Below are 24023 nucleotides of genomic sequence, written 5' to 3'. Positions count from 1 at the left end.
ACCGTCTCTGGCGAGTTGGTGCATCCGTTCCGGGTTGTCGAGTTCAGGCCGAACTCGACCAATTGAATGTGTTCGGACGCCGACAAGCCGACATACTTGTGGGGGACATGTTCGTTGCCCCGGTTACGTCGAGAGCGAGACGAGGCTCGAGACGGGAAACGACGTCTTTTGGAATAGCCGTTTTCGCATCTCTCTCCCGGTTTCAGGGCGACCCTGAACTCGGTCTCGATCTCGAGAGCCGATTTCTAACAGGGGCCTTACCGTTTCAGGCACCCCAATACGATGTGGAACGGTGTCCTATTCGAACCTGAAGAGACACTCGGCTGGGGGCTGTCGCGACCGACCGGGGTGAGTATGAAACGCCGAAAACTCCTGCTGTACGGGGGTGCCGCCGTCGCCGGGAGCGGCACGCTCGTCGGTTCGGGTGCGTTCTCGTCGGCGCAGGTCGAGCGCGGGGTGCACGTCTCCGTCGCGGACGACGCGAACGCGTATCTGGCGCTGACGGGTCGCGACAGCGACGACGAGGACGGGGTAGGGCTGTACGGCGCCGACGAGGCGTTTCCGGCGCCCGCGACGATCACCGTCGAGAACCAGCTTACGACGGATCTGACTGTCGAGATCCAGGGCAGCGCCGACCGAACTTCGGTCAGGCTCGACACTGACGATAACGGATCCGAGATCGGCACCGGCGAGGACCAGGACGTCGCGGTCAACGTCGAGGACTACGGAACGTTCGAAGTGACCCTCGACATCGAGGCCTGGGGCGAGGGCGTGAGTATCGAGGCGACGCGAACGATCGACCTGGACAATCCGGAGCCGACGCCGGCGGTCGAGAGCGTGACGTTCAAGGGCGGCGGGAACGCCGAAGTGTCTCCCGGCGGGCAGACGATCGACGCCGAGGTGATCGTTCTGCCGCCGGGTTCGAAGAACAGTTTCGACGCCGGGGATCTCGAACGGCGACCGACAAGCGGCACTCTGCAGTTGGACACGGGCGAAAAGGTCCGTGGACAGCTCTCCGGGATGGAAAACCAGAACGGAACCGAAAGCGGAAACGGCGGTCGGATCGTCGCGATCTACTTCCCGGAACTGGATGTCACGTATGTCCATCCTGAATACGACCTCGATGAAGAACAGATCCCCAATAATTGGGGGAGCAGTGACGGACAAGTTCTGGAAGGAACTCTCTCGAAGGATTCTGGGGCGACGTAGTCCGTCTTGCGACTGTTCGTCCGAATATCGTCGATACGTGTCGAGTGGAAACCTTTACCGCTATTGCCGTCTATTCTCTGTACAGTATGAACTGGGAGAGCGAGAAAGACATGGCGGAGGACGTCGAGGAAAACGAGGAGCTGTACAAGGCTCTCGCCGACGACAGTGACGAGTCCGACGAGTAGTCGCTAGCAGTATTCGTCCGGAAGGACGTCGGTGAAGAACCGGAGCCAGACGCGGTAGAGTTCGTCTTTCTCGTACAGTGTGTCGAGATGTACGGACGGTATCTCCGATCGAACCTCGTGAGACTCGTCACGAGCCCTTTTCACTCGGTCGGTCGGCCACTCCCCGACGTCGATACCGTTGTCCCGGAGGAGTTTCCGCAACACTGCGATTGCAGTGCGGTGATTCGCGTCCTCGAAGAAGTGTTTGCCGACGACAGCGTGCATCCAGAGCGCGCACTGCTCCGGGAGCGGTCGATCGGTCGGAAACTCCTCGAGAACCCGCTCGATGTCGCCGTTTCTCACCCGCCAGACATCCGCCCGCTGTTCCGAGAACGTCCTGTCCCGTGGATTGTCGTAGGGGTGTGCGTCGCTTTTCAGGAACTCCGTGTTCCGGAACTTGAAGTTCTCGGGTTCGATCGACGACAGATCCGTGATGCGTGGGCCATCTGGATCCGCCGGATCACTCATTCGGGGCTTCAGTTGTCGAATCGGCAGTATAAGTGTTGTCGTCCTCTGAGCGGTTCTCTGTTGTACAGCAGAGGCATGTATCGTCACTTATAAACGCGGAACGGGGTACTGCGCGGGGATGAACAGTCACCCATGTTTATCCGTGGCGGACGTGTGGCTTCTCCCATGGGAGGGCTCACGAGCGGGGACTGGTTCGGGCGACGGGAGCAAACGGCGGTGGTTTACGAGTGTCGTCGATGCGGGCGGACCCTTGACGAAGAGGTGTCGGAGTGTCCGGAGTGCGAGACGGAGTCGGTCGTTCGATACGAGATCGCGTGAGGGGGTTTTTGAGTCGCGGGGTCGAACCGCGGGTAGTGTTGAGATAATACCTTGAGTACTCTCGCGAGAACGAAGACCACCTCGAAAGCCCCCGCCCTCGCAGCCGCCGCGCCTCTCACGGCTCCCAGCGGGAGCCGTTCGAGCGCGTTCGCGCTCGCTGCGCTCCTCGGCGTTCGCCTGCGGTGCTTGCGTCGGCGGGGCTGGCTGCGAGGGCGGCCCCTTTCAGTCCCGCCCATGCCGGGTGAGCAACTGACGCGGGTGGGACTGATAGTGTTTAGTTCGAATCTTTACCGGTAAGATACGGCCAGATGTTCGGTTCGGTGATCGCGCTCAGTCCTCGCGGAATGTAGTCTTTCAGCGTCAAGAGATCTGGCATAAGGCGGTACTTGAACCACTCCTGCAGTTGGTCCCAGCACCCTTCGACAGCGTTCAATTCGGGGAGTTTCGATGGGAAGTACCACACTTCGAGATCGTCACCGCGCACGCACGAGACCGAACTGTCTCCGACAGTTTCGGTCTCGCGCTTTCCGCTCACGTGTTCCCAGAGATCCCTCGCGTAGAAGTAGCCCGCTCGATCCAGAAACACCACTAACTCCTCGCCAAACTTGTCTTTCAATGCCTCTAACAACCGAATCCCGTGGAATCTGGTCAAGTTCTCCTCTGTCCAGCAGTAGAAGCTGTCACCGTCGTCGGTGACAGCGCCCAGCACTGTCACCGACTCCCAGGACGTTGACGTCTCTATCGTCGGATCTGAACCGATTGGGTACCAGCCACGCCGCTGGACAGTTCCGACGTGTTTGGTGAATTGATCGACGACAACGACGGTTTTCTCGCTCAGTTCGGGCCGTTTTTTTCGACTGTCTCCTGGAACTCGGCCTTCTCCTCGGGGTCAGCCTCGTGGTGTTGAGGCCGTGCTGTCCGCAAGGACAGCCCGGCCTCTCTCAACAACTCGTAGGCGTAGTTCTCGTGGTATTCGACGTCATACTCCTCTTTGACGTGATGAAGCAAGAGCTTCGCTGACCACGCTTGTTGGTCGTAGCCGAGTTCGGTTGGCGGCTGTTGCAACTGTTCGAACAGCTGTTGGCGTTCTTCTCCCTCGATCTTTGCTGGACCCCCCGGTCGAGGAGCGTCGTAGGGAGCTTGCTCGATCGGTTCTTCCTCGAACCGATCGAGCCAGTTGCGGATCGTTTTCTCAACGACGCCATGCCGCTCAGCCAACGTATCGAGTTGGTCGCCCTGCTTGCGCCCGATCGCCGCGAGAACACGTTCTCGCGGCTTTCCCTGATCAATCTCCTCTTTGAGTTCGTAGAGTTCCTCAAGCGAAACCTCGTCGAGCCGACCCATTACCCACTCTACTACGTCTATCGGTAAATATCTTCCTTAAACACTATGAAAGGGGTTGAGGAGCTCTCGAGGTGTTCACAGTCATTTCAATGCATCCGAGGGTGTAATCTGAATAGTGCCGTTCGACCGAAAAACCGCAATGTCGGGGGGCCACTCTCCCCCGACTTGGATCAGTCGAGGCGCAGAAGCCGCGTCATTTTGGCGATCAGTCCGTTTTCGTCCTGTTCGCCGTGATCCGAAGCTGCGGGAGTTTCCTGGGCCATACGGAGAAATCGAATCGACGCATAGCTAAAAAAACCAACGGGAAACCGCCGGACTGAGCGGTGACGAGATGGTAGCTAAAACGTGTGTCGTGGGGTGGAAAATACCATATCTCCCGTGGGCGAGTGTGAACCCATTTTCGAGTCTGCGCCGAGAATTTCCCTCCCGTCTGTCGCTGACTCGAACGTTTCCTATTCGAACGACTCCAGTTTCCGGACGACTCTCGCGTACAGGTCTGGGGCGAGGTACCACCCGCGGTCGACCATCGCGTCGATCGTCTCCCGCTCCGCTTCGGGAGCGATTGTACCCTCTTTCACGGCCGAGAGCACGAGAAAGGCGGTCCCGCGCGTCTCGATCCCCTCTACTTCGGCGACGGATCGGCCGACGTCCTGGTCCACGACGGCGCCGGCGTCGCGTGCGTCCGCACAGACGAGGACTACGACGTCGGCGTCGCTCAACCCCGGGTGACGTGCAAGGCGATGGGTGGATGGTTGCTTAAACGACGTGTTAATCGGAGGTTCCGGCCGTATATCGGTTCTACCGGCGGTTTAGGGTTGCTTACGACTCGCCGATGTGACGACCGTTGCCGCCGGTTCAGGAGTCGCTTGACGTGCGTTCGTTGGACTTCAGCGGCGGCCTGAGGGGTTCGCCCCGGATTTCAGAGTCTTCGTGATAGATCTCAGGCACCTCACAACAACATCCCCTTGGGGTATAGGAGGGAGTGAAGCGCGTCCGGTTGGGCGCGGTGCGGTTCCGTGCCCGTGAGGGCGTGCATGCAAACGAAGGTGAGATAACCTATGGAACGACGCAAGTTCGTGATCGGTCTTGGATCGCTCGCCGCGGGCGGGGCGGCTGCAATGGGTAGTGGTGCGTTTAGTAGTGTCGAGGCCGAGCGTGATCTCGTGGTCGAGGCCGCTGGTGACGCTGGTGGTCTGCTCGGGATCGAACCCGCTGATACACCGAACGGTGACGCCTATGCGGAAGTCGATGATGGAATAGTTAGTATCGATCTTACCACAACTTCCGGGGTCGCTGGGGCACCTGATGGCGTGAACGACCAGGCCTTCACGGTGATTGATGATATTCTCACCATCACCAATCAGGGAAGCCAGGAAATCGTCGTCGGTGTGGGCCTCGAAGATAGTGACGGCAATCTTGTAAGTGATCAGGCGCAGGTTGGGGTCGGTGGTCCAATCCTGCGTCTGGACGAAGGCGGCCCCGGCTTTGCGGACCGCGATGACCTCGACCCCGGAAATTCTGTCCCCTTCGGACTTTTCTTCAACTTTGGAACTCCCAACGCGGATCTCGAAACGGTCCTTGACGAGTTGGAGACGATCCGGTTCGTCGCAGAGGAAGCAGACGACTGACGGCATCGGGTAACGACGACATCACCCACGTCGGCATCTCGGCGGTTCGATTCCGCCGGTGGGTTTCCCCCGAAGAAGGGAAAAACATGAAACGACGACATCTGCTTGCTGGGATGGGCACGATCGCAGCGGGTAGCGCCACGCTCGTCGGATCGGGTGCGTTCACGAGTGTCGAGGCAGAGCGCGAGATTGAAGTCAGCGTCGTTGGAGACGACGCCGCCTTCCTCGCACTGGAGGCCATCGACGGTGACCCCAACGCTGAGGAGTTCGTGACGGTCGACGGCCATACTCTACGAGTACACATTACCGAGAATGAAATCGGTGGAGAGGGAGTCAACGAACAGTCGGCGTATCTGTTTGACGACCTCTTCACGATCACGAACCAGGGAACGCAAGGCACCTACGTCTACATGGACACCGAACTTGCCGGTGTCAACTTCTATCGAATCGAGGGCGGTGACCGGCGGCAAATTGACGCAGGAGGAACGGCGAATGGTGTCGACGCCCTTGGCGACATCGGGCCTCGCCCAGAAATACAGTATCTCGAAGTCGGCGAAAGTATCCGCGTCGGTCTCGGCATCGATACGATCGGAACACCGTTTGACCGCGATGGGACCGCGACGATCATCGCCGAAACCGACGTGGAGAAACTGCCGTCCGGCGGTGGCTGGGACCGAGAGGACCCCGAGTAATAGTTGGCATCTACAGAAATACTGACACCACCCACGCTGGTGTTTACGGCGGTTCGATTCCGCCGGTGGGTTTCCCCGAAGGTGGGATGACAAATGAAACGACGCAACATCCTGGCCGCGCTCGGTACACTGAGTGCAGGCGGCGCCTTCACTGTCGGCTCCGGCGCATTCTCGAGTGTCAGCGCTGAACGAGGCATTACGGTCAACGTCGCTGACGACACAGATGCGTTCCTTCGTCTGGCACCCTGTACCGGTTCGCCCAACGGCAAATACGTCGACAACACCGATGGGCTATTGACTATCGACCTCTCCGCCGGAAACGAGAACGATCCACCTGGCGGGAGCGGTGTCAACCCGGAAGCGCTGTCGGTATTCCACAACGTCTTCGAGATCGGAAATCAGGGCACACAGGACGTATGCGTTGATTTCGAAGTCGACGTCCCACCGATTCCGGACGACGCCGACGTGCCGGATCGCTACGAGTTCGATACCGGTGACCCGGCTGTCGTCTTCTATCGGGGATCCAGCCGGGATGACTACGTCATCAATAACCGACTGGATACCGACCGCGACGGCGCAATCAGTCTCCCCCTCCAGAATGGCAGCTCCGAATGTATTGGGTTCGAGGTTCGTGCATTCGGCTTCGACTCCGGAGAGGATCTATTCGAGGAGGTCGATCTGACGATCCGTGCAGACGCCGATGCCGACTGCCAGCTTGCCGATGGTACTGATCCTTCCGATCCGACGCCGACGAACCCGCTCGCTCACTGGCCGTTCGACGACGGAGACATCGAAACCGACCCGGTCATCGACGCGAGCGGAAACGGGAATAATGGGTCCGTCGAAAACCCCGATGGCGCGAGCAGTGCAGAAGGCGTCGACGGAATTGAGGGCAATGCGGCCGAATTCGGCGGGGACGGCGCTTACGTGAAATGCGACCCTCTCGAAATCGAAGATGGCCTCACCGTCTCAGCATGGGTCTATCCCGAACAAAAGTCGGAAAGTTACGACTTTCCCGAAAATCTGGGTGTCGTATCACAATATCCGGGTAGCTCACAGGACAAGACCTGGATCTTCGAGATTGATTCGGACCTCTCCGGAACTCGATTCTGGGACGGAACCGGTGGCGGAAACTGGCTACACGATGAGACAGAGGTACCCGAAGAGGAGTGGACTCATGTCGCCGCGGTCTGGGAGCAAAACGAACGACGAGAAATCTACGTCAACGGTGAACTACGAGCCTCGGACGAGGCGGCGCTAGACGAGAACATGGACGTCGACAATATTCAGACTCGTATCGGGTACACCGGCGATAACAATCGATATTTCCAGGGACGTCTTGATGAGGTACGCGTCTACAATCGAGATCTCACGGCCACAGAGATACGGAATCTGGCTGATGAGTACGATCCCTGATCGGTAGCCCTCTTATGGACCCACTTTTGAACGTTGCCGGTGCCAGAACGACGCTCCCCTATGCGTACGCCATGAATCACGCGTTTTCGCCGAGATCCGGAACCTCGGCTGCCCACTCGTCGTCGTTCCCGTATGCGTCGTCGCCGTACTCCGCCTCGATCTGCTGGAGACTCACCACGTTGGCGACCCGCGAAGCCGCAACGTCCTCGGCGAGCGCCCAGTAGGAATCGACTTTCCGGACGAGCCCCTTCTCCCGAAGCCGCGCGAGCGTCTTGTGGACGCTCGAATGCGGGACGGTGGTCAGTTCGGCCAACTCTTTCGGGGTGAACCCCATGTCGGGATGGTCCAAAAGAACACTGAGGAGTTCGTGGGCGTTCGTCCCGGGTCGAACCGGCGGCACCTCGTTCTCGTCGTTCGAGTCTAGTTGGATCGGCATGATGTCAGTATGTGTCAGTGTATGTCTGTAAAGGTCATAAATATTCCCGTCTCGATCGCCGTCTTCGTGTACGTCTCTGTGTGAGCAGATGACATAGCTTTTCTATCGATTACCGTATTATTGGTATCAATCAAATGTATGAATTTCTCGACGACACGGCGGCACAGGTCGCCCTCGCCGCTGAGGCCGCGCTCGTCGACGCCGAACTCCACGACTCCGGGACGCCGATCGGCGCGCTCGACACCCTCATCGCGGGCGTCGCCCGGGAGGCGGGCGCGATTCTGGTGGCCGCGGACGACCACTTCGAGCGCGTGAACGGCCCGGACGTTCATCGATACCGGTAGTCGGACGTCCCCCTCGTGTCGACGTCCGTAACAGAATCGGGCACATCATCGAACCCAGCCGTCCGGGAGGTGCCAGATCTGCCCAGAAACGTCGTCGACGTGTCGATCGATACGCTGGAGTGCTGTCACGACCGTTCGTGGCGGTGTTCGTTGCTCGTCGAGAAAGAGAATACCGGGATGATCGTCGAACTCGAAGAAGTCGTCGTCGTTCGTCAGGAGAACCCGATCGTCAGCACGACAGAACCGAACGATCTCGGCGTCCTCGATACCGAGTTCGAGGTCGTCCTGTACCCGCACGACGTCGTATCCCTCCTGTTCCAGAAGCGTCGTGATCGAGCGTTTGACGTTCTCGTCACAACAGAGCTTCATGCGCGTTCGGAGACCGAGTCGGGAGCGGACTGTTCCGCCCGGCTCTCGTGGAGGCGGCGCTTTCGGCGATCCCGCCAGGTATCCATCTCGTCGATGTTCTCGTAGTAGTAGACGAGTGCGCGGTAGATGTCGGCCATATCGAGATCGAACTCGGCGGCGACGGTCTCCGGATCCATTCGCTCCTCGTTGATCCACTCGACGATCTGCAGGACGCTTATTCGACGTCCGGCGATTCGTGGCTGCCCACCCATCACGCCATCCGTCGAGACGATTCCGCTCATACCGTTTCGTAGCGCCTGATCACTGATAAAGAGTCGCATCACCGAGGTCTCGAGTGTCTCCGTCGCCGAAAATCTCTCCCACCTCTTTACCGCCGTCCTGTTTCGATTCACGAGAGAGGAGCGCGACGTCATGAAGGGGTTCGGAGCGGGGAGCGGGATCGACCTCCGGGACGCCAATCGGCGCGCTCGACACCCTCATCGCGGGCGTCGCTCGGGAGGCGGGCGCGACCCTGGTGACCGCGGTCGACCACTTCGAGCGCGTGAACGGGCTGGACTCCATCGATACCGGTAGTCGGACGTCCCCCTCGTGTCGACGTCCGTAACAGAACCGGACACCGACCGAACTCGATCCCGCTCACACCGTACGAGGACTATACTTTTATAAGTCAATAATACCTTGACTTCGCACCTTATGCTGGTAGAGCGCGTAGAGAGTCCGTGAACCGTTGATGCTCCCGATTACGTCGTTCTTGTCATGCACTGAGCCAATCGATCAGTTAGCGTGTTTCTCGACGAGGCAGAAACACCACGCCAAGACGTACGTCACAGGTCTTGTTGCGGCCAGCAACAAGACCGTTCAGGGTATCTCGAACCACGTTCTCCCAGCGAAAAGTGAAGCGCTTTGAACAAGTTCCTCACCGAATACGACTGGGATGAAGATCAACTCAACAGAGAACGGCTTGCACTGCTCCAACAGGCCAACGACACGAAGTGGAGCAGTGACGGTGTCGTCATCATTGACGACACCTTCACGCACAAAACCGGTGAGAAGATTCCTCACGCAGGGAAGTTCTACGACCACGCAATCCACAGCTACATCTGGGGACAAAACCTTATCTATGCGCTGTACGCCGACGAGAAAACTACCTATCCACTCGGCTTTCGGCTCTACGAGAAAAACGACAAACGGCGTGTCGAACTTGCTATCGAACTCGTCGACGAACTCATCGAGATAGGTGTTCCGGCGGACACCTATCTCTTCGATATGCTCTACTGTTCCGAGGAGTTCGTCACGCACCTCGAAAGCTACGGGAAACAGTGGGTCTCAGCGGTCAAGAGTGACACGCGCGTCACGTACGGTGGAGAGCGCATCCGTGTCGACGCGCTGGCTGAGCGCGTCGACACGGTGCCGCGAACGATCGACGGCGACACCTATCACATCTGGACACAGAAACGTGAGGTCGGACGGCTCGGTGCGGTGAAGTTGCTAATCACGAAGAAAAAACTCAGCGACGATGACGAAGACGACGAACCGAGCGTGAAGTACATCGTGTCGAACAAGATCGACGCGTCGGCAAGCCATCTCATCGAGCTGTACGCGCTGAGATGGCGGGTGGAGACGTTCTTCAGGGACACCAAGCAGGATCTTGGTTTTGGAGACTGCGAGCTCCGGCATACCGCAGGTGCCAGTCGCCACTGGCACCTGCTGATGTTGGCCTACAGCCTTCTCAAGCTCGGTGCTGCAGAAAGCGCTCTTGGAACGACTCTCGCCCGCGCGAGCTCACTCCGCAACGACATCAAACGATCCTTCCGCGAAAGCGTTCAGAACCTTCTCTCTTGGGCGATCAACAGTCCAAACCGGAGTATTGACGAGCTCATGCACCAGATCGACGGGATGTTCGTCTAACGTGCGAAGTCAAGTAATACAACAATAGCTCGGGTATGTCATCACAGACCAGGCGAACCTTTCTCAAGGTGAGTGGGGCAGTACTGGGTGGAATCGCGACCGGAACGACGGTGACGGCCGCCGAGCGGACCGACCGGTTCATCGTCCAGACGAACGGGGAATCGCTCCCCCGGGAGCTGGAGGTCGTCCACGAGATGCCGGGCGTCGACTTCGCGGTCGTTCGCGCCTCCGCGTCCGAGCTACAGGACGCCCGGGGAGTCAAAGACTACGCGCCGGACGTCGAAATCCGGCTGGACGATCCGGACGTGAACCAGGAGGCGCCGACGGTCGGGGAGACGTCGGTCGCGGACGAACCGGGCTATCCGCTCCAGTGGGACAAACAGGCCCTCGACGTCGAGACGGCCCACGAAACGACGACGGGGGAGGGCTCCCCGGTCGCGATCATCGACACCGGCGTCGCGGCCGGTCATCCCGACCTCGAGGTCAACGAGGAACTATCGCAGAACTTCACGGACGACGACTTCGGGGCGGGCGTCCCGGCCGGCGGCTACCACGGGACCCACGTCGGGGGGATCGTCGCCGCCCAGACGAACGGGGCGGGCGTCGCCGGCACCGCTCCCGGGACCGATCTCGTGGACTGTCGGGTGTTCTCGCCGGGCGCGCTGGCGTCGTTCGGCGACGTCCTCGCGGCCATCGTGTACAGCGCAGCGATCGACGCCGACGCGGCGAACCTCTCGCTGGGTGCGTATCCTATTCCGCGTCAGGCCGAGGGACAGGGACAGTTCTACGGCCAGGCGCTGAACCGAACGATGACCTACGCGAACAAGGAGGGGACGCTTCTGGTCATCGCCGCCGGAAACGACTCCGCGGACCTCCAGCACGACAAGAACTTCATCAGCCTGCCCAACGAGGGGGCCCAGGGGCTGTCGGTCGCCGCGACCGGGCCGGTCGGGTACGGGTGGCCGCTGGTGCCGGACGGGGACGATCTCCTGGTCGACGCTACCGGAACGCTGATCGCGGGCGTGTTCGGTCCGGACGCCGACGAGTTCGAGGACGCGGAGATGTCCGCCGCCTACGACTTCGATTACGACGACGAGGACGCCCTCGGGGTTCGCGTCGAAGGGAATCCACCGTATTCGGACACCGGACCCTGGTATCGGGCGGTCGGCTTCGGCGGCGTCACCTTCGACGTCTCTCCCTACGGGGCGGCGTTCGGGGACGGAAACGCCGTGGCGGTCGAGTACACGACCGGTCCCGATCACGACCGATGGGCCCCCGACTGGATCGCGTATCACCTGGTGGACGAGGGGGGCGACGACGAGAACGAGACCCACTACGTCGCCGTCGACTGGGAGGTCGACGTCGGCAGCGGGGAGACGCTCTCCTGGAACGAGGACGACGCGTTCGGGGACGGCGCCGGCGGGATATTCGAGGCCGCCTCGATCACGGAGATCTTCGAATCCGACGATATCGATCCGAGTAACCCATCTGCGTCGGCCAGCGACGTCGCGGGGCTCCCGATCACCGCCGTCGGCGTCTACAGCGGTGGCGGCGTCGGCCGAGACGACGGCGTCGACATCGCCTATGGGCAGATCTCGTTCAACGGGAACGACCTGCTGCTCGGCGGCGAGTTCGATCCCGACAGTCCGCTGGACGCGCCGGTTTACACGCCGGCACTGTACACGAACTACGGTACGAACGACATCAACCTGGGGGCGCCGGGCGGCAACTACGATCCGACCGCACTGGCTCTCGGCACTCCCGGCTGGTATCTCGACCTCGTGTACAACACGATCGCGGAGCCGATCTACGAAACCGACGACGAGGGTAACGTCACCGGCATCGCCGACGTCGTGTACTCTTACGGCTGGGCCGCCGGCACCTCGATGGCCGCCCCGCAGGTCGCCGGCGCCGCCGCGCTGGTCAAGAGCGCGAACCCGTCGTACAACGCCAACCAGGTCCAGTCGGCGCTCGAGCGGGCCGCCGACGTGCCCGACGGCTACGACAAGACGTACTACGGGAGCGGGTTCTTGAACATCGTCGACGCGCTGTAAGTCGGCTGCGAGCGTCCGATTCGAATCCGTCTTTCGACCGCCTTCCGCTCGCTACGTGTCACTCCTGACCGCCCGTGACTCCCATCGACAGCCGGAGGCTTGTCGAGCACACGTGTTCCCACGAGGATTCCAGATGCGGGCGGCCGAACGAAAGCGCCAGTCAGCCGTCGAGGAGCACGCTCACGTGACCACGGATCCCGACGACGTTCGCGACTGATGGCGTATCGAACACTCGATGACGAACGATTCGCCGCCGCCCGAACCACCGGTCGTCTCGGGTTCGCTCGGGACGGCGACGTTCCCTAGATCCGAGTGACGGAGAGGTGACGACGCAGTCCCTCCGTGTCGAAGTCGCCGTCGGAGACAGCGAGCGTTTCGCCGCTCCATCGAGCCCCCGCAGCCACGAACAGATCGCGGGGGCTCAGCGGATCGCCCTGACTCAAAAGCTCCGCCTGCAATCGCGCCGCTTCGATGGCGACCTCCTCGGTGAACGGGACCGTTTCGACGTGGCCGAAGTCCCGACGCGCCCGTTCGACGTCAGTCGGTCCGGTCGAAAATACCTCCCCTGCGAGAACTTCGTATACGCAGACCGGAGACGTCAGGTACGGCGGGGACTGCGCATCCAGGTATTCGACGGCGGCATCCCTGCCGTCGAGATAGTCGATGACGACGGAGCTGTCGAGAAACGTCACTGCTCGAAACTCTCCCGACTTCGACGGATCGCCTCGCGTGCCGCCTCGGCCTTTCCTGTGCCGGCCCAGGCCCCGGCGTTTTTCGGCCCTTCGTAGCTCGCCAACCGATCCAGTAGCTCGTCGAACGTCTCGTCCTCCCGCTTGAGCGCCTCGAGTTTCTCTTTCGTCTCCGTGGAGACCCGGATACTGGTACTCACGTATACAGCATGTATGCGGAAGTTCGTAAATATTCGGTCGGTCGAGTCGGCAGTGTTCAGCTACGAGAGACGCGTTCGGGACTGGCTCCCGCGTTTAAACACCCCTTTTATCCCGCCCGGCGATCCAGTTACGCCGATCGGCGCGTCTCCGAACATCACCGTATCGACAGCCGGAGGCTATACTGGTTGACGCTGTACTCTCCATTGATGGCGAGCGCAACGGCATCACGGATCGTAACCGAGGTTCACGACGAGCCACATCTCGAGGGTTGACGGCTCACTGTCCGATTTATCAAAAAACAGGTGGAGGATCGTGACCGCTTTCCGAGAACTGTCGCCGATCGGTACGACCTCAACGTCGCGGACGTGTATCGTGCGTTGACGTACTATCACGACAATCCCAAAGAAATGCGGACGATCGAACGAAAGCGCCACTCTGCCGTCGAGGAGCACGCTCACCTGACCACGGATCCCGACGACGTCCGTGGCTGATGGCGTATCGACTTCCCGGCGGCAACTGTGTTGTGACAGTGCTCAGTCGTCACCGGGCCTGTACGCTCCGGATCGATGTTCGATGTCGTAGATGACTATCGTCTTTCGCTCCCGATCCGCAGCTGCTCCCAGTCTGAAGTCACCGATGCGAATCTTCCCGTGAGGAAGTCCGGTGAGCGGTTCGATGTACTCGTACGGTTCCCTCCATTCGTCCGAAACGATCGCATCGAGTTTCGAAACGATACGTTCCTGAACACGTCCGTCGAGAGCTTCGAACGCCTGGGCCGCAGGTGGACGAAACTCCCAGTCCCAGTCACTGTTCGTCGTCATCCATCATCGCCAGCACGTCGTCTCGAGAGACGGCCTCCGACTCTCCCTTGCGCATCGCGTATTCCTCGGCAGCGATACTCGCCAACATTGCACGCGACGCACCGGGGTGGTCCGTCGCATCGCGGATGGCGTGCCTGAGGAACTCGCTTCTGGAGGTGTACCCCTCCTCCTTCCAGACGGTGTCGATCTCCTCGAGCTGTCGACGCGAGACCCGGATGTTGATCGTCGTCGTCTCCGGTTCCTCGACGTCGCCGTCACCTGTACCTGTTTCCGACATACCCACGTATTACACGCGCGGTGTGATAATTGCTCTGCCGGAACAGATCCAGTTTGTGAACTCCTCTGTCTCCCGCCGACCCGCCCTCAGAACTCCTCGATCACCGGGATCCCGGTCGTCTCGAAGTCGGTCATCGCCTCGAGTTTCGCCGACACGTCCTCCAGCGCGACCGTCTCGGAGACGATCTCCGCCGGCTGCAGCTTCCCGGTCTCGACCATCCGGAAGATCTCGTCGTACTGCGTCGGGGGCATCCCGAGCGACCCGTAGAACTCGATCTCCTGCATCACCATCTTGTCTGTCGGCAGCGACACCTCGCCCCCCTCGTCTTCGGTCGTTAGCCCGATCTGGAGGTGCTGCCCGCGGGTGCCCAGGCTCTCGATCGAGTTCCGGCAGGTCTCGGCGATCCCGAGCGCGTCGACCGACACGTCGGCGCCGCCGCCGGCGATCGCGGCCACCTCGCCGGAGACGTTGCCGGTCTCGGAGGCGTTTACGGTCTCGACGGCACCCAGATCGGTCGCTGCCTCGAGCTTCTCGTCGGTCAGGTCGACCGCGATCACGTTCGCCCCCAGCGCGTCGGCGATGTGGACCGCCGACAGGCCGATGCCGCCACAGCCGTGGACTGCGACCCAGTCGCCGGCGTCGACGTCGGCCCTGTGGGCCAGCGCGTGGAAGGAGGTCATGAACCGACAGCCCAGCCCCGCCATCTCCGTCGAGGACACCCCGTCGGGCAACTGCACGAGGTTGTGATCCGCCGCCGGCACGTGAGTGTACTCCGCGAAGGCGCCCTGGACCGGTTCCACGAACCCCAGCGGCAGCACGTTCTCGCAGGTGTTTCCGTGGCCACGCCGACACTCCGGACACGTCCCGTCGCCGATGTTGAAGGGGATGGCGACGTGATCGCCCTCCCGGACGTTCTCCACCTCCTCGCCGACCTCGACGACCCGACCCGCGGGCTCGTGGCCGAGGATCTGCCCGGGCTGGGGCTGGATCCCGAGCCACGCCCAGTCGCCCTGCCAGCCGTGCCAGTCGCTTCGACAGATGCCACACGCCTCGATCTCGACGACTGCCCCCTCCGGCTCCGCCGACGGCGCGTCGACCTCCTGGATCGCGAGCGGTTCCCCGTGGTCTTCGAGTACAGCCGCCTTCATGACAGCTGAGACTACGCACACATGTCAATTAAGTGTGCTGACGCCGGGAGCCCCCACCCCCGTCGCTATTCGCCTTCGTCGGCCAGTTGCCGGACGGTCAACACCGGCACGGGGCAGGTCCGGACGACGCGTTCGGCGACGCTCCCGATGAGAAAGCGGTTCTCGCCGTGTCGCCCGCGGGTGCCGGTCGCGACCAGGTCGGCGTCTACTTCGCGCGCGTACGCGGTGATCTCACTGGCGGGGCGGCCCTCCCGGACCGCCGTGACGACGTCCCGCCCGGCGCTGGATTCGACCGCCGAGAGGGCTTCTCGCCCGCGATCGGAGAGCGCGTCCCGGAGCTCCGATCGGATCTCTTCGGGCGAGGACTCGACGTCCCCGGCGTCGACGACGTACAGTGCGTGGACCTCCGCGTCGAACCGCGCGGCGAGATCCAGGGCGACGTCCACCGCGCGCTGGACGCTCTCGGAGCCGTCGGTTGCGATGACGACCGTCTCGAACATGGCGTGAGATACCGGGGGCACCGACTTTAAACGCCCCCTTCGCGCTGGCGAACCTGACAAGACATCCATCTCTCACGCGGGAGGAAGTCACTCTTTTGAGGGCTGCGACCCCAGTCTTCGGTATGACCCTGGAAGTTGACCTGGTGCTGGTGCCGGTCGACGGCAGCGACGAGTCTTCCGACGCCGTCGAGTACGCCCTCACTATCGCCGAGACGTACGACGCGGCCATCCACGCGATGTACGTCCTCGGGGAGGAGGCGGTCCGGGCGATCGAAACCGGCGCGGTCGACGCCGACGAGGTGGCCGACGAGACCGAGTTCTACACCGAGGGAATCCGCCGGCAGGGCGAGGAACGTGGGGTCGACGTCTCCACGTCGATCGCCTACGGGTTCTCGACCCGGATCAAGACCCGCCATCCCGGCAGTGTCGTCCTCGACACCGCCGAGTCGATCGACGCCGACTTCATCGTCGTCCCCCGGGAGCCCACGGCGGGCGACCCGGGTGAAGTACTCGAGAAGGCCGCCGAATACGTCCTGCTGTACGCCAGCCAGCCCGTCCTGTCGGTGTAGCCCTCGTTCGCCTCGCGGCGTCACTCCTCCGGTTCGGCCAGCCGGATCCCCATCTCCAGTTCGAAGCTTTCTGCGTTGCTCGTCTCGAATCCCGTCTTCCGGTACAGTTCCACCGCAGCGTGATTCCACCGTTCGACCGTGAGCCACACCTTTCTGGCGCCTTCGCTCGCGCCGTGGCCCAGCAGCGCTTCGATGAGTTCGGTGCCGATACCCGCTTTCTGGTACTCCTGGAGCACGAAGATCGCGAGTTCGTACGCCTCGTCGTCCGGCACCAGCGTCGCGTGCCCCACCGCCGACTCCCCGTGCCAGGCGACCACGTTGTGACAGTCCTCCTCGAGGATCGTGTCGAGCCACGATCGGATCCGGGAGTCCCGTGCCGGGGGGATCCCCTGGGCGCGGTCGGACGGGTCGAAACACGTGTACATTTCGACGAGCGCGTCGTACTCGGCCACCTCCCCTCGACAGGCACGGATTTCGATCTCCCGCCCCTCGCGGTCGGTGAAGACACGCGGCGGCTCTTGGAACGGTCCGGCCGGCTCGTCGGGATAGCGTCGGCTCCCAGTCATCGCACGAGAGTCACCGACGTCCTGGCGTTGAGCAGCACGAACTCGGCGGTGCTGCTGAGCTGTATCTTCCCCATCGGGCTCCTGTCTCCGCCCTCCAGGACGATCCTGTCGAACTCCTCCCGTTCTGCAGTCTCGACGAGATAGCCTCCCAGATCCTCGTCGCCGCCGATCGTCCGGACGTCGGCGTCGACGCCCAGTTCGGAAAGCTCCGACCGCACCCGCCCTTCGAGCTCCTCGATCGACGACAGCGGTCCGGGACCGCCGACGGCGACCGACAACTCGTCGCCCGCAGCGTCCACCCGTCGTGCGGTGCGCGCCAGCGCGTGCATGGGGTCGTCACCTGTTCCCAGACCGAGGAGTATCTTCATGGGTGATCCCTCGGCGGGGACGATAAAAACGTTCCCGACCGAACAGACCCCGGGTTCGACTGTACACGTTTCCGGCTGCACACGTACCCGACCGGGCTGGCGGTCCGTTCGCTATCGGGACCTGCCCGTCTCACAGATCGCGAGGAAGTTCTCGAAGACCTCCTCGCCGCGCTCGGTGTGGGCGACCTCCGGATGCCACTGCACCCCGTAGAGATCCCGGTCGACGTCTGACATCGCCTCGATGTCACACACCGACGAGGTTGCCGTCCGGACAAAGCCCGACGGAACCTCCCGGACCTCGTCGCCGTGACTCGCCCACACCCGCGTCTCGGGCGACAGCGACCCCACGAGGGGATCGTCGGGATCGAGGATCTCCACGTCGACGTCGGCGTAGCCGCCGTACTCTCCCGAGCCCACGGCGCCGCCGAGTTCGGCGGCCATCAACTGCATTCCCAGACAGATCCCCAACACCGGAATCCCGAGATCGAGATACGCCGGGGAGTTTCCGATCCGATCGATGTCCGGCCCCCCCGAAAGCACCAGGCCGTCGGCGTCGATCTCTTCGGGCGGCGTGTCGTTGTCTACGAGTTCCGTCTCCACACCCAGATCCCGAAGCGCTCGACGCTCCAGGTGGGTAAACTGACCGTGATTGTCGACGACGAGGATCCGAGTCATACTGCCCGTTCGGCACCGATCGGCAAAAGCGACTCGGAATCTAGGCAATTATGTGACTTTTTCCACTGTTTATGTGGGAAAGATATCCACGGACGTGGTCACACGAGTCCTGCACCGTCGAACGCCGTCCGCTTGTAGTCGACATCCATGAGATCCAGGATGGTCGGCGCGATGTCGAGCAGATCTGCGTCCTCGGTAGTCGCGTTCGGACTGTCGATCAGCAGGCTGGCGTCGTCGAAGGTGTGCATCCCGTTCCGGGGACCGGCAGCGAACACCTCGTCTTTCGGCTTGAATCCCGCCTTCAGGTCGAATCCGTCGTTCGGGATCACGACCAGGTCCGGGGCGATCTCGCTGTGGTCTCCCCGGAAGGCAGTCTCCCGTTCGACGACGCGTTTGCACACCGGGGTGCCATCGGGCCCCTCGAGCGCCTTGAGGTCGGCTTTCAGCTCCGCACGAACCGACTCGTAGTCGTCTTTCGGCACGCTCCCACGCGGCTCCCGGCCTTCGAGGTTGAGATAGAACCGTCCCGGGATGAGCGAGTACGCTCTCGTGTCGTCGTCGATGTCCGAAAGCGAGTCGTGGTCGTCGTCCTCGTACTCGAGCCACCCCTCCCTGCGGAGCCACTCGTTGCAGTTGACTTCGTGTTCCAGCGTGGTGAACCCGTGGTCGGAGGCGACGATCAGCGTGACGTCTTTGGGGAGCAGCGACCGGATCTCGCCGATGTACTCGTCGAGCTGCTCGTAAAACTCCATGAACGCCTCGTAGTTGGGGCCGTTCTTTTCGTAGTCGCGAAACAGGAAGTGGTTCACGCGATCGGTCGTCATGAACACGCCGAAAAACAGGTCCCAGTCGTCGGCCTTCAGGTAGTGGGTAAACGCCTTCTGACGTTTGCGGAGCGTCTTGTGGGCGTGCTCCATGAACGCGGATTTGTCCTCTTTGTGCCCGAGCTTGGCGTTGACATCGATGACATAGCCGCTCTCTTGCAGTCGGTCCCGAAGCTCGTCCGGGCGCGCGGCCTTGTCGATCTCCGGCGAGAGAAAGCCCGAAACCATTCGCTGGACGTTGCGCTGTGGCGGGAACGTCACCGGGACGTTCATCACCGTCGCGTTGTGCCCGGCCTTGGTGACCCGGTCCCACACCCGTGTCGCCTGGACGTCCCGGCCCATCGGAACGTACGTGTCGTAGGACCCGATCTCGCGGTCTTGAAAACCGTAGACGCCGGTCTCACCGGGGTTTTTTCCTGTCGTGAGCGCCGGCCAGCACGCGCTCGACTCCGGCGGGACGATGCTCTCGATCGCTCCCGCGGTGCCGTCCGACGCGAGCGCGGCGAGGTTCGGGAACCGGTCGCCGTGGTTGTCGATGAGCCGGAACGGCACGCCGTCGATGCCGACGAAAGCGACCCGCGGGTTGTCCTCGCCGCGAAGCCGATCGAACAGTCCCATACCGGCCATAGCGGCGAACAACATATCAACCTTCCCGGTTCCGGCGCGGGACGGCTGCTGTTTCGTCCGGTTTTAACCGATCGGCTCTTCACGGGTGGGTATGGAAACCCGTCGCGTCCACCTCGTCGACGCATTCGCCGAGGAACCGCTGTCAGGTAACGTCGCCGGCGTCGTCCCCGACGCCGACGGCCTCGGGGACGAACAGCTCCAGGCGATCGCAGCGGAACTCGGTGCCAGCGAAACCGCGTTCCTGTTTCCCTCGGAGGCAGCCGACCGCCGTATCCGCTATTTCACACCCGAAACGGAGGTCGATCTCTGCGGACACGCCACGATCGCGAGCCACGGACTCCTCGCCGGGAACGGGACTCTCGATCCGGGCGTCTCCACGCTCGAGACGAACGTGGGCGTCCTCGAGATCGAACTCGAGGAGGACGGCACGGTGTGGATGACGGGCGAGGAGCCGTCCGTCCGGCAGGTCGACCCCGATTACGACCGATTCGCGGAGGCGCTGGGGATCGACCCGGCGGCGCTTTCCGACATCGGTGCCGACCTCCCGATCGCGGTCGCCTCCACCGGGCTCGCGTTCCTCGTCGTCCCGGTGGCGTTCCTCGAGAGCCTCGGCGACGCGTCGCCCGATTTCGAGGCGGTCGAGGAGCTGTCGGCGACCTACGACGTCGCCGGCGTCTACGCGTTCACCTTCGATACGCTTTCCGCCGAGTCGACCCTCCACGCCCGCATGTTTGCCCCCGCTGTCGGCGTTCCGGAGGACCCGGTCACCGGGACGGCGTCGGGTGCGTGTGGCGCGTATCTCGACTACGTCGGTGCCTTCGACGGCGACGCACCCGCGGAGCTACGCTTCGAGCAGGGTCACTTCCTGGATCGAGCCGGAATCGCCCGGGTGCGCCTCGAGGACGGGATCCACGTGGGGGGTACTGCAGTCGAGAGTCTGGAGGGATCGATCGCGATCCCCGACCCCGACCAGGACGACATCATCGAGATCTGAACGACGAGAGCCGAGAACTGGATCGAAGACCGCGTTTCAGTGCGTTCGCTCGAACGTCACGTCGTTCGTCAGTTCGTTGTGTTTGCGTTCGAGGAACGAGTACACCGACCCGTGTGGGGCTCCTTCAAGCAGCATCCCCACTGCGCGGCGGACCACCTCGACTTCGTCGGGTTGTCCGATGATGCCGACGGTCGTGCCGTAGACGACGACGTCGGCGCCGGAGAGCTCCTCCATCAGTTCTCGCGTCCGACCGTTTTCGCCGATGATTCGGCCCTTCTGTCGCGTGAGATCGTTGTCGTTTCGAGTGTGATCCGCGAGATCGATCAGATCGAACATCCGCAGGTCGTTGTCCAGGAGACTCAGCGCCGACTCGGGAGAGAAGCCGCGACCGATCGCCCGGACGATGTCGGGTGCCGAAAGCGCCGTGACGGGATCGCCCGTCTCCTCGATCCGGACCGCCCCGGTCTCGGAGTCGATGTCGAGCCGGACCTCCGCCCGGTCTTCGATCTCCCGCATCGTTTCGCCCCCCTCGCCGATGAGCGTACCGATGCGGTCCTTCGGGACCTTCACGTGTTGCATAACTACCGTTTGTCGACGGAGACGTTTAAGGGTTTCAAGGTCGAGCGCGGCGCTTCTCCCGGACTGCCGGCGTTCGGACGTCCGTTTGCGGCCTCCCCCGTGTCCGACTGCCCCAATCGAGCGTCCGACTGCCGCACTCGAGCACTAAATGGGTGGCTATCACCTTTTGTGACTGATCGATCGGTGTCCAAAACGGGGACTGAAGCGACTTCTAACGTATCAGAGAAATTGATTCTCACGAACGAAAATAGATGAAAACTGATTTGACCCCTCCCTGTGTGGTATTCGCTAGATGGGGTGGGACCCACACCTGTACGCCGTGCCGCTGGCCCTGGCTGGGGTGTCGTTGGCCGCGTTCGCGGTGTACTTCCTGCTGCTCGCCCGCGAACGCTCCGGACCGAAAACCGGGGCGTGGATAGCCGCAGCGCTGGTCGGAAGCGGGGCCATCTGGGTGCTCGCCCACGCGCTCCAGGTGGTGTACGCAGCTCCGGCCGGCTCCGTGTTCCTCCTGAAGATGGAGTACGTCGGGACGGTACCGCTACCGATCCTGTGGTTCGCGTACGTCTGCTGGTACACCGGCCGAACCGACTGGCTGACGGCGACGGTGTTTGCACCCCTTGGTGCGATCGCGACGCTGTTTCTGTTTCTCATCTCGCTGAACGAGGTCCACTGGCTGTTCTGGACAGGATTTACCTTCGCGAGTGAGTCGCCCCACACGATCGCCGTCGAGTGGGGGCCGCTGTTCTGGCTGTATCTCTCGTTCGTTACGGTGCTTCTCGCGACCGCGACCGCTTTCCTCGTCTCTGCGGTCCTTTCTACCCGTGGCGTCCTCCGCAAACAGGTTGCGACGCTGTTCGTGTTTTCGCTTTCCCCTGCCGTCGTCGGTGGGATCTACCTGCTCGGCCCGGTTCCTACTCCCGGCGTGAACGTCGCCGCGCTGTCGACTGTTCTCGTCGTCGTCGCGGCGGCAGCCAGCGTCTTCCGGTACCGCTGGTTCGATCTCACGCCGGTCGGACGCGGGGACGTCGTCGATTCGATGGCCGAAGCGATGATCGTCGTCAACGACCGGTACGATGTCGTCGACTACAACGATGCCGCAGACGAGCTGTTCGCGTCCAGTCAACTCGTCGGCACATCGCTGTCGGCGCTGTCTCCGCCGCTGGTCGACGTCGTCGAAGCGATCGTCGAAGACGAATTCTCCGACCTCGTCGCCGACGAGCGATCGTCCGGCGGCGATTCGACCGGTTCACCGGACCAATCCGACCTGCTTTCGGCGCTCGAATCCGACGGCTGGATCTCCACTGATCGCCGGGAAATCACGCTCGAGACGCCGTCGGGCTCCCGGACGTTTGCGGTGACTGTAACCTCGCCGGACCGACATCGAGGGTTCCTGATCCTCCTGCACGACATCACCGACCGGACCCGAGCGGAAACCGCGCTCGCGCGCCGCCGACACATGGCGGAAGCCCTGCTGGGCGTGACACACGATCTGGCGTCCGCCGACGAGCGGGAGGCGGTGTGTGACCGGGCGGTCGAGGGCGCGGTGTCGATCCTCGAGGTCGAACACGCCCGACTGTTCCTCGCGTCCGACGGGGAACTCGAGGTTACCGCCGAGACGGGGCAGTGGGACGGTCCGTTGACCGGCGCCGTGAGTTCCGGCATCGCCAGGCGGGTGTTTTCCGCCGGACAGGCGCACGTCGTCGACGACCTCACGATCCGCGGTGCCGCCGCCGAGGGAGGGGCGGACGCGTGGCTGTCGGCGGTCGAGTCTGCCGACGGATCCCGAGCGGGCGTCGACGCCGTCGGATCCACGCTCCAGGCCGACATCACTCCGGACACCGCCCGTACTCCCGGCTCGGGGGCGCACGGCCAGGCACAGTCTTCGACCGACGGCGGCGGGACGGGGGTCAAAAGCGGCGGGAGTCTCGACGATCTCTTCGAGTGGGTGGACGACGGCACGGCGGACCCACGGCGGAACGATCCGCTCATCGAGGACCTCTTCGCCTCCGTCATAACCGTCCCGATCGACGATCTGGGCGTTCTGCAGGTGTTCGCCACCGAACGGGGTGCGTTCGATCAGGAGGACGCCGAGGTGTTGTCGCTTTTGGGATCCCACACGAAGATCGCGCTCGATCGGGCCGACACCGCGACGGAACTCAGGCGGGAGCGCGATCGGCTGGAGGAGTTCGCCAGCGTCGTCTCCCACGACCTTCGGAATCCGCTTTCGGTGGCGGACGGCTACCTGGACCTCGTCCGGGAGGATCCCGATCCGGAACACTTCGAACGGATCGAACGCGCCCACGACAAGATGGAGCGCCTGATCGACGACCTGCTCACGCTCGCCCGCCACGGCGAGGTGGTCGGCGAGACCGAACTGATCGATCTCGAGAGCCTGGTCGAACGCAGCTGGGAGACGATCGGCTCACCCGAGGCGACGCTATCGGTACCGGGGTCACTCGGCGAAGTCGATGCCGATCGGGAACGACTCGAGGACCTCTTTGCGAACCTGTTCCGGAACGCCGTCGAACACGGTGGCGAGGACGTCACCGTCAGGGTGGGGCGAACGGAGGATCGGATCTACGTCGCCGACGACGGTCCCGGGATCCCCCCGGAGGAGAGAGAGGACGTGTTCGATCAGGGTTACACCACTTCGAGTGAGGGAACTGGATTCGGGCTCGCGATCGTCCAACGCATCGCCGAGGCACACGGCTGGGACGTCGCGATGACAGAAAGCAGGGACGGCGGTGCGCGCGTGGAAATTTTGATTTCGTAGGC

The 24023-nt window shown here is 62.4% G+C and carries 29 protein-coding genes and 1 pseudogene; 12 read left to right on the top strand and 18 right to left on the bottom strand.

Features of this window, described 5'->3' with window-relative positions; genetic code table 11:
• Window positions 1–354: 354 nt before the first annotated feature.
• Complete coding sequence (locus tag AArcCO_RS13360; RefSeq protein WP_259533997.1) at window positions 355–1209, top strand: hypothetical protein; 855 nt, start codon at window positions 355–357, stop codon at window positions 1207–1209.
• A gap of 188 nt (window positions 1210–1397) precedes the next feature.
• Here the strand turns inward: AArcCO_RS13360 and AArcCO_RS13355 are convergent, their stop codons facing one another.
• Window positions 1398–1901: a hypothetical protein gene (locus AArcCO_RS13355; protein ID WP_259533996.1), complete on the bottom strand. Its 504-nt coding sequence runs from the start codon at window positions 1899–1901 to the stop codon at window positions 1398–1400.
• A 165-nt stretch (window positions 1902–2066) separates the two neighbouring features.
• On the opposite strand from AArcCO_RS13355, the gene AArcCO_RS13350 reads away from it, so the two are divergent.
• A complete protein-coding gene (locus AArcCO_RS13350) occupies window positions 2067–2219 on the top strand; it encodes an FmdB family zinc ribbon protein (RefSeq protein WP_259533995.1) in 153 nt (50 codons plus the stop codon).
• 274 nt (window positions 2220–2493) lie between these two features.
• Here AArcCO_RS13350 and AArcCO_RS13345 read toward each other — a convergent pair whose 3' ends face one another.
• The 3 genes from AArcCO_RS13345 to AArcCO_RS13335 all read right to left on the bottom strand — a co-directional run bounded on the left by AArcCO_RS13345 (window position 2494) and on the right by AArcCO_RS13335 (window position 4282).
• Window positions 2494–3057, bottom strand: coding sequence for a transposase (locus AArcCO_RS13345; RefSeq protein WP_259536448.1), 564 nt, complete (start codon window positions 3055–3057; stop codon window positions 2494–2496).
• A complete protein-coding gene (locus tag AArcCO_RS13340; protein ID WP_259533994.1) occupies window positions 3054–3563 on the bottom strand; it encodes an IS630 family transposase in 510 nt (169 codons plus the stop codon). The genes AArcCO_RS13345 and AArcCO_RS13340 overlap by 4 nt, the downstream gene beginning before the upstream one ends.
• A 452-nt stretch (window positions 3564–4015) precedes the next feature.
• Window positions 4016–4282 carry a DUF3368 domain-containing protein gene (locus AArcCO_RS13335; RefSeq protein ID WP_259533993.1) on the bottom strand — a complete coding sequence of 89 codons (267 nt, stop codon included), beginning with the start codon at window positions 4280–4282 and terminating at the stop codon, window positions 4016–4018.
• A gap of 339 nt (window positions 4283–4621) precedes the next feature.
• Between AArcCO_RS13335 and AArcCO_RS13330 the strand changes: the two genes are divergently transcribed.
• The 3 genes from AArcCO_RS13330 (at window position 4622) to AArcCO_RS13320 (ending at window position 7299) form a co-directional block, all read left to right on the top strand.
• Entirely contained in the window at window positions 4622–5191 is a 570-nt protein-coding gene (locus AArcCO_RS13330) for a hypothetical protein (protein WP_259533992.1), read from the top strand.
• A gap of 86 nt (window positions 5192–5277) precedes the next feature.
• On the top strand, window positions 5278–5883 hold the full coding sequence (locus AArcCO_RS13325) for a hypothetical protein (protein ID WP_259533991.1): 606 nt from the start codon (window positions 5278–5280) through the stop codon (window positions 5881–5883).
• Window positions 5884–5976: 93 nt separating this feature from the next.
• On the top strand, window positions 5977–7299 hold the full coding sequence (locus AArcCO_RS13320) for a LamG-like jellyroll fold domain-containing protein (RefSeq protein ID WP_259533990.1): 1323 nt from the start codon (window positions 5977–5979) through the stop codon (window positions 7297–7299).
• Between the two features lie 76 nt (window positions 7300–7375).
• On the opposite strand, the gene AArcCO_RS13315 is transcribed toward AArcCO_RS13320, so the two are convergent.
• Entirely contained in the window at window positions 7376–7735 is a 360-nt protein-coding gene (locus AArcCO_RS13315; protein WP_259533989.1) for a MarR family transcriptional regulator, read from the bottom strand.
• A gap of 134 nt (window positions 7736–7869) precedes the next feature.
• Between AArcCO_RS13315 and AArcCO_RS13310 the strand changes: the two genes are divergently transcribed.
• Entirely contained in the window at window positions 7870–8079 is a 210-nt protein-coding gene (locus AArcCO_RS13310; RefSeq protein ID WP_259533988.1) for a PIN domain-containing protein, read from the top strand.
• A gap of 45 nt (window positions 8080–8124) precedes the next feature.
• Here AArcCO_RS13310 and AArcCO_RS13305 read toward each other — a convergent pair whose 3' ends face one another.
• Window positions 8125–8448 carry a DUF5615 family PIN-like protein gene (locus AArcCO_RS13305; RefSeq protein ID WP_259533987.1) on the bottom strand — a complete coding sequence of 108 codons (324 nt, stop codon included), beginning with the start codon at window positions 8446–8448 and terminating at the stop codon, window positions 8125–8127.
• The gene (locus tag AArcCO_RS13300) at window positions 8445–8729 is read right to left on the bottom strand and encodes a DUF433 domain-containing protein (RefSeq protein ID WP_259533986.1); all 285 of its coding nucleotides are present in this window, start codon (window positions 8727–8729) and stop codon (window positions 8445–8447) included. The genes AArcCO_RS13305 and AArcCO_RS13300 overlap by 4 nt, the downstream gene beginning before the upstream one ends.
• A gap of 449 nt (window positions 8730–9178) precedes the next feature.
• Between AArcCO_RS13300 and AArcCO_RS13295 the strand changes: the two are divergent.
• Both AArcCO_RS13295 and AArcCO_RS13290 read left to right on the top strand, forming a co-directional pair.
• Window positions 9179–10356: pseudogene (locus tag AArcCO_RS13295) on the top strand (IS701 family transposase).
• A gap of 35 nt (window positions 10357–10391) precedes the next feature.
• Complete coding sequence (locus AArcCO_RS13290) at window positions 10392–12410, top strand: S8 family serine peptidase (protein ID WP_259533985.1); 2019 nt, start codon at window positions 10392–10394, stop codon at window positions 12408–12410.
• 302 nt (window positions 12411–12712) lie between these two features.
• Here the strand turns inward: AArcCO_RS13290 and AArcCO_RS13285 are convergent, their stop codons facing one another.
• Entirely contained in the window at window positions 12713–13102 is a 390-nt protein-coding gene (locus AArcCO_RS13285; RefSeq protein WP_259533984.1) for a PIN domain-containing protein, read from the bottom strand.
• Window positions 13099–13299 (bottom strand): DUF7557 family protein, encoded by a 201-nt coding sequence (locus tag AArcCO_RS13280; RefSeq protein WP_259533983.1) that lies wholly within the window; start codon window positions 13297–13299, stop codon window positions 13099–13101. The genes AArcCO_RS13285 and AArcCO_RS13280 overlap by 4 nt, the downstream gene beginning before the upstream one ends.
• A 303-nt stretch (window positions 13300–13602) precedes the next feature.
• On the opposite strand from AArcCO_RS13280, the gene AArcCO_RS13275 reads away from it, so the two are divergent.
• Window positions 13603–13791, top strand: a complete 189-nt coding sequence (locus AArcCO_RS13275; RefSeq protein ID WP_259533982.1) for a DUF433 domain-containing protein — start codon at window positions 13603–13605, stop codon at window positions 13789–13791.
• A gap of 42 nt (window positions 13792–13833) precedes the next feature.
• Here the strand turns inward: AArcCO_RS13275 and AArcCO_RS13270 are convergent, their stop codons facing one another.
• The 4 genes from AArcCO_RS13270 to AArcCO_RS13255 form a co-directional block, all read right to left on the bottom strand.
• Window positions 13834–14121 (bottom strand): type II toxin-antitoxin system RelE family toxin, encoded by a 288-nt coding sequence (locus AArcCO_RS13270; protein ID WP_259533981.1) that lies wholly within the window; start codon window positions 14119–14121, stop codon window positions 13834–13836.
• On the bottom strand, window positions 14105–14398 hold the full coding sequence (locus tag AArcCO_RS13265; RefSeq protein WP_259533980.1) for a ribbon-helix-helix domain-containing protein: 294 nt from the start codon (window positions 14396–14398) through the stop codon (window positions 14105–14107). The genes AArcCO_RS13270 and AArcCO_RS13265 overlap by 17 nt, the downstream gene beginning before the upstream one ends.
• An 86-nt stretch (window positions 14399–14484) precedes the next feature.
• Window positions 14485–15546 carry a zinc-dependent alcohol dehydrogenase family protein gene (locus AArcCO_RS13260; protein ID WP_259533979.1) on the bottom strand — a complete coding sequence of 354 codons (1062 nt, stop codon included), beginning with the start codon at window positions 15544–15546 and terminating at the stop codon, window positions 14485–14487.
• A 65-nt stretch (window positions 15547–15611) separates the two neighbouring features.
• Window positions 15612–16046 (bottom strand): universal stress protein, encoded by a 435-nt coding sequence (locus tag AArcCO_RS13255; protein ID WP_259533978.1) that lies wholly within the window; start codon window positions 16044–16046, stop codon window positions 15612–15614.
• Between the two features lie 122 nt (window positions 16047–16168).
• Here AArcCO_RS13255 and AArcCO_RS13250 point away from each other — a divergent pair, with 122 nt between their 5' ends.
• Entirely contained in the window at window positions 16169–16615 is a 447-nt protein-coding gene (locus tag AArcCO_RS13250) for a universal stress protein (RefSeq protein WP_259533977.1), read from the top strand.
• Between the two features lie 20 nt (window positions 16616–16635).
• Here the strand turns inward: AArcCO_RS13250 and AArcCO_RS13245 are convergent, their stop codons facing one another.
• The 4 genes from AArcCO_RS13245 to AArcCO_RS13230 all read right to left on the bottom strand — a co-directional run bounded on the left by AArcCO_RS13245 (window position 16636) and on the right by AArcCO_RS13230 (window position 19666).
• A complete protein-coding gene (locus AArcCO_RS13245) occupies window positions 16636–17181 on the bottom strand; it encodes a GNAT family N-acetyltransferase (RefSeq protein ID WP_259533976.1) in 546 nt (181 codons plus the stop codon).
• On the bottom strand, window positions 17178–17549 hold the full coding sequence (locus tag AArcCO_RS13240) for a universal stress protein (protein WP_259533975.1): 372 nt from the start codon (window positions 17547–17549) through the stop codon (window positions 17178–17180). The genes AArcCO_RS13245 and AArcCO_RS13240 overlap by 4 nt, the downstream gene beginning before the upstream one ends.
• Window positions 17550–17660: 111 nt before the next feature.
• Entirely contained in the window at window positions 17661–18224 is a 564-nt protein-coding gene (locus tag AArcCO_RS13235) for a GMP synthase subunit A (protein ID WP_259533974.1), read from the bottom strand.
• 98 nt (window positions 18225–18322) lie between these two features.
• Window positions 18323–19666, bottom strand: coding sequence for an alkaline phosphatase family protein (locus AArcCO_RS13230; protein ID WP_259533973.1), 1344 nt, complete (start codon window positions 19664–19666; stop codon window positions 18323–18325).
• Window positions 19667–19766: 100 nt separating this feature from the next.
• On the opposite strand from AArcCO_RS13230, the gene AArcCO_RS13225 reads away from it, so the two are divergent.
• The gene (locus AArcCO_RS13225; RefSeq protein ID WP_259533972.1) at window positions 19767–20669 is read left to right on the top strand and encodes a PhzF family protein; all 903 of its coding nucleotides are present in this window, start codon (window positions 19767–19769) and stop codon (window positions 20667–20669) included.
• Between the two features lie 36 nt (window positions 20670–20705).
• Here the strand turns inward: AArcCO_RS13225 and AArcCO_RS13220 are convergent, their stop codons facing one another.
• The gene (locus AArcCO_RS13220) at window positions 20706–21248 is read right to left on the bottom strand and encodes a 16S rRNA 3'-interacting factor aDim2p (RefSeq protein WP_259533971.1); all 543 of its coding nucleotides are present in this window, start codon (window positions 21246–21248) and stop codon (window positions 20706–20708) included.
• A gap of 292 nt (window positions 21249–21540) precedes the next feature.
• On the opposite strand from AArcCO_RS13220, the gene AArcCO_RS13215 reads away from it, so the two are divergent.
• Window positions 21541–24021, top strand: coding sequence for a sensor histidine kinase (locus AArcCO_RS13215; RefSeq protein ID WP_259533970.1), 2481 nt, complete (start codon window positions 21541–21543; stop codon window positions 24019–24021).
• Window positions 24022–24023: the final 2 nt, after the last annotated feature.

This window comes from Halalkaliarchaeum sp. AArc-CO (assembly GCF_024972735.1).
Taxonomy (GTDB): domain Archaea; phylum Halobacteriota; class Halobacteria; order Halobacteriales; family Haloferacaceae; genus Halalkaliarchaeum.
Note: the sequence above shows the minus strand (reverse complement) of the source record. Positions and strands in the feature narration are given on the sequence as shown.

Bases quoted from the DNA above. Each gene is read 5' to 3' on its own strand.
- AArcCO_RS13360 (WP_259533997.1), top strand. From the start codon at position 355: ATGAAACGCCGAAAACTCCTGCTGTACGGGGGTGCCGCCGTCGCCGGG.
- AArcCO_RS13355 (WP_259533996.1), bottom strand. From the start codon at position 1,901: ATGAGTGATCCGGCGGATCCAGATGGCCCACGCATCACGGATCTGTCG.
- AArcCO_RS13350 (WP_259533995.1), top strand. From the start codon at position 2,067: ATGGGAGGGCTCACGAGCGGGGACTGGTTCGGGCGACGGGAGCAAACG.
- AArcCO_RS13340 (WP_259533994.1), bottom strand. From the start codon at position 3,563: ATGGGTCGGCTCGACGAGGTTTCGCTTGAGGAACTCTACGAACTCAAA.
- AArcCO_RS13330 (WP_259533992.1), top strand. From the start codon at position 4,622: ATGGAACGACGCAAGTTCGTGATCGGTCTTGGATCGCTCGCCGCGGGC.
- AArcCO_RS13325 (WP_259533991.1), top strand. From the start codon at position 5,278: ATGAAACGACGACATCTGCTTGCTGGGATGGGCACGATCGCAGCGGGT.
- AArcCO_RS13320 (WP_259533990.1), top strand. From the start codon at position 5,977: ATGAAACGACGCAACATCCTGGCCGCGCTCGGTACACTGAGTGCAGGC.
- AArcCO_RS13315 (WP_259533989.1), bottom strand. From the start codon at position 7,735: ATGCCGATCCAACTAGACTCGAACGACGAGAACGAGGTGCCGCCGGTT.
- AArcCO_RS13310 (WP_259533988.1), top strand. From the start codon at position 7,870: ATGTATGAATTTCTCGACGACACGGCGGCACAGGTCGCCCTCGCCGCT.
- AArcCO_RS13305 (WP_259533987.1), bottom strand. From the start codon at position 8,448: ATGAAGCTCTGTTGTGACGAGAACGTCAAACGCTCGATCACGACGCTT.
- AArcCO_RS13300 (WP_259533986.1), bottom strand. From the start codon at position 8,729: ATGAGCGGAATCGTCTCGACGGATGGCGTGATGGGTGGGCAGCCACGA.
- AArcCO_RS13290 (WP_259533985.1), top strand. From the start codon at position 10,392: ATGTCATCACAGACCAGGCGAACCTTTCTCAAGGTGAGTGGGGCAGTA.
- AArcCO_RS13270 (WP_259533981.1), bottom strand. From the start codon at position 14,121: ATGACGACGAACAGTGACTGGGACTGGGAGTTTCGTCCACCTGCGGCC.
- AArcCO_RS13265 (WP_259533980.1), bottom strand. From the start codon at position 14,398: ATGTCGGAAACAGGTACAGGTGACGGCGACGTCGAGGAACCGGAGACG.
- AArcCO_RS13260 (WP_259533979.1), bottom strand. From the start codon at position 15,546: ATGAAGGCGGCTGTACTCGAAGACCACGGGGAACCGCTCGCGATCCAG.
- AArcCO_RS13255 (WP_259533978.1), bottom strand. From the start codon at position 16,046: ATGTTCGAGACGGTCGTCATCGCAACCGACGGCTCCGAGAGCGTCCAG.
- AArcCO_RS13250 (WP_259533977.1), top strand. From the start codon at position 16,169: ATGACCCTGGAAGTTGACCTGGTGCTGGTGCCGGTCGACGGCAGCGAC.
- AArcCO_RS13245 (WP_259533976.1), bottom strand. From the start codon at position 17,181: ATGACTGGGAGCCGACGCTATCCCGACGAGCCGGCCGGACCGTTCCAA.
- AArcCO_RS13240 (WP_259533975.1), bottom strand. From the start codon at position 17,549: ATGAAGATACTCCTCGGTCTGGGAACAGGTGACGACCCCATGCACGCG.
- AArcCO_RS13235 (WP_259533974.1), bottom strand. From the start codon at position 18,224: ATGACTCGGATCCTCGTCGTCGACAATCACGGTCAGTTTACCCACCTG.
- AArcCO_RS13230 (WP_259533973.1), bottom strand. From the start codon at position 19,666: ATGGGACTGTTCGATCGGCTTCGCGGCGAGGACAACCCGCGGGTCGCT.
- AArcCO_RS13225 (WP_259533972.1), top strand. From the start codon at position 19,767: ATGGAAACCCGTCGCGTCCACCTCGTCGACGCATTCGCCGAGGAACCG.
- AArcCO_RS13220 (WP_259533971.1), bottom strand. From the start codon at position 21,248: ATGCAACACGTGAAGGTCCCGAAGGACCGCATCGGTACGCTCATCGGC.
- AArcCO_RS13215 (WP_259533970.1), top strand. From the start codon at position 21,541: ATGGGGTGGGACCCACACCTGTACGCCGTGCCGCTGGCCCTGGCTGGG.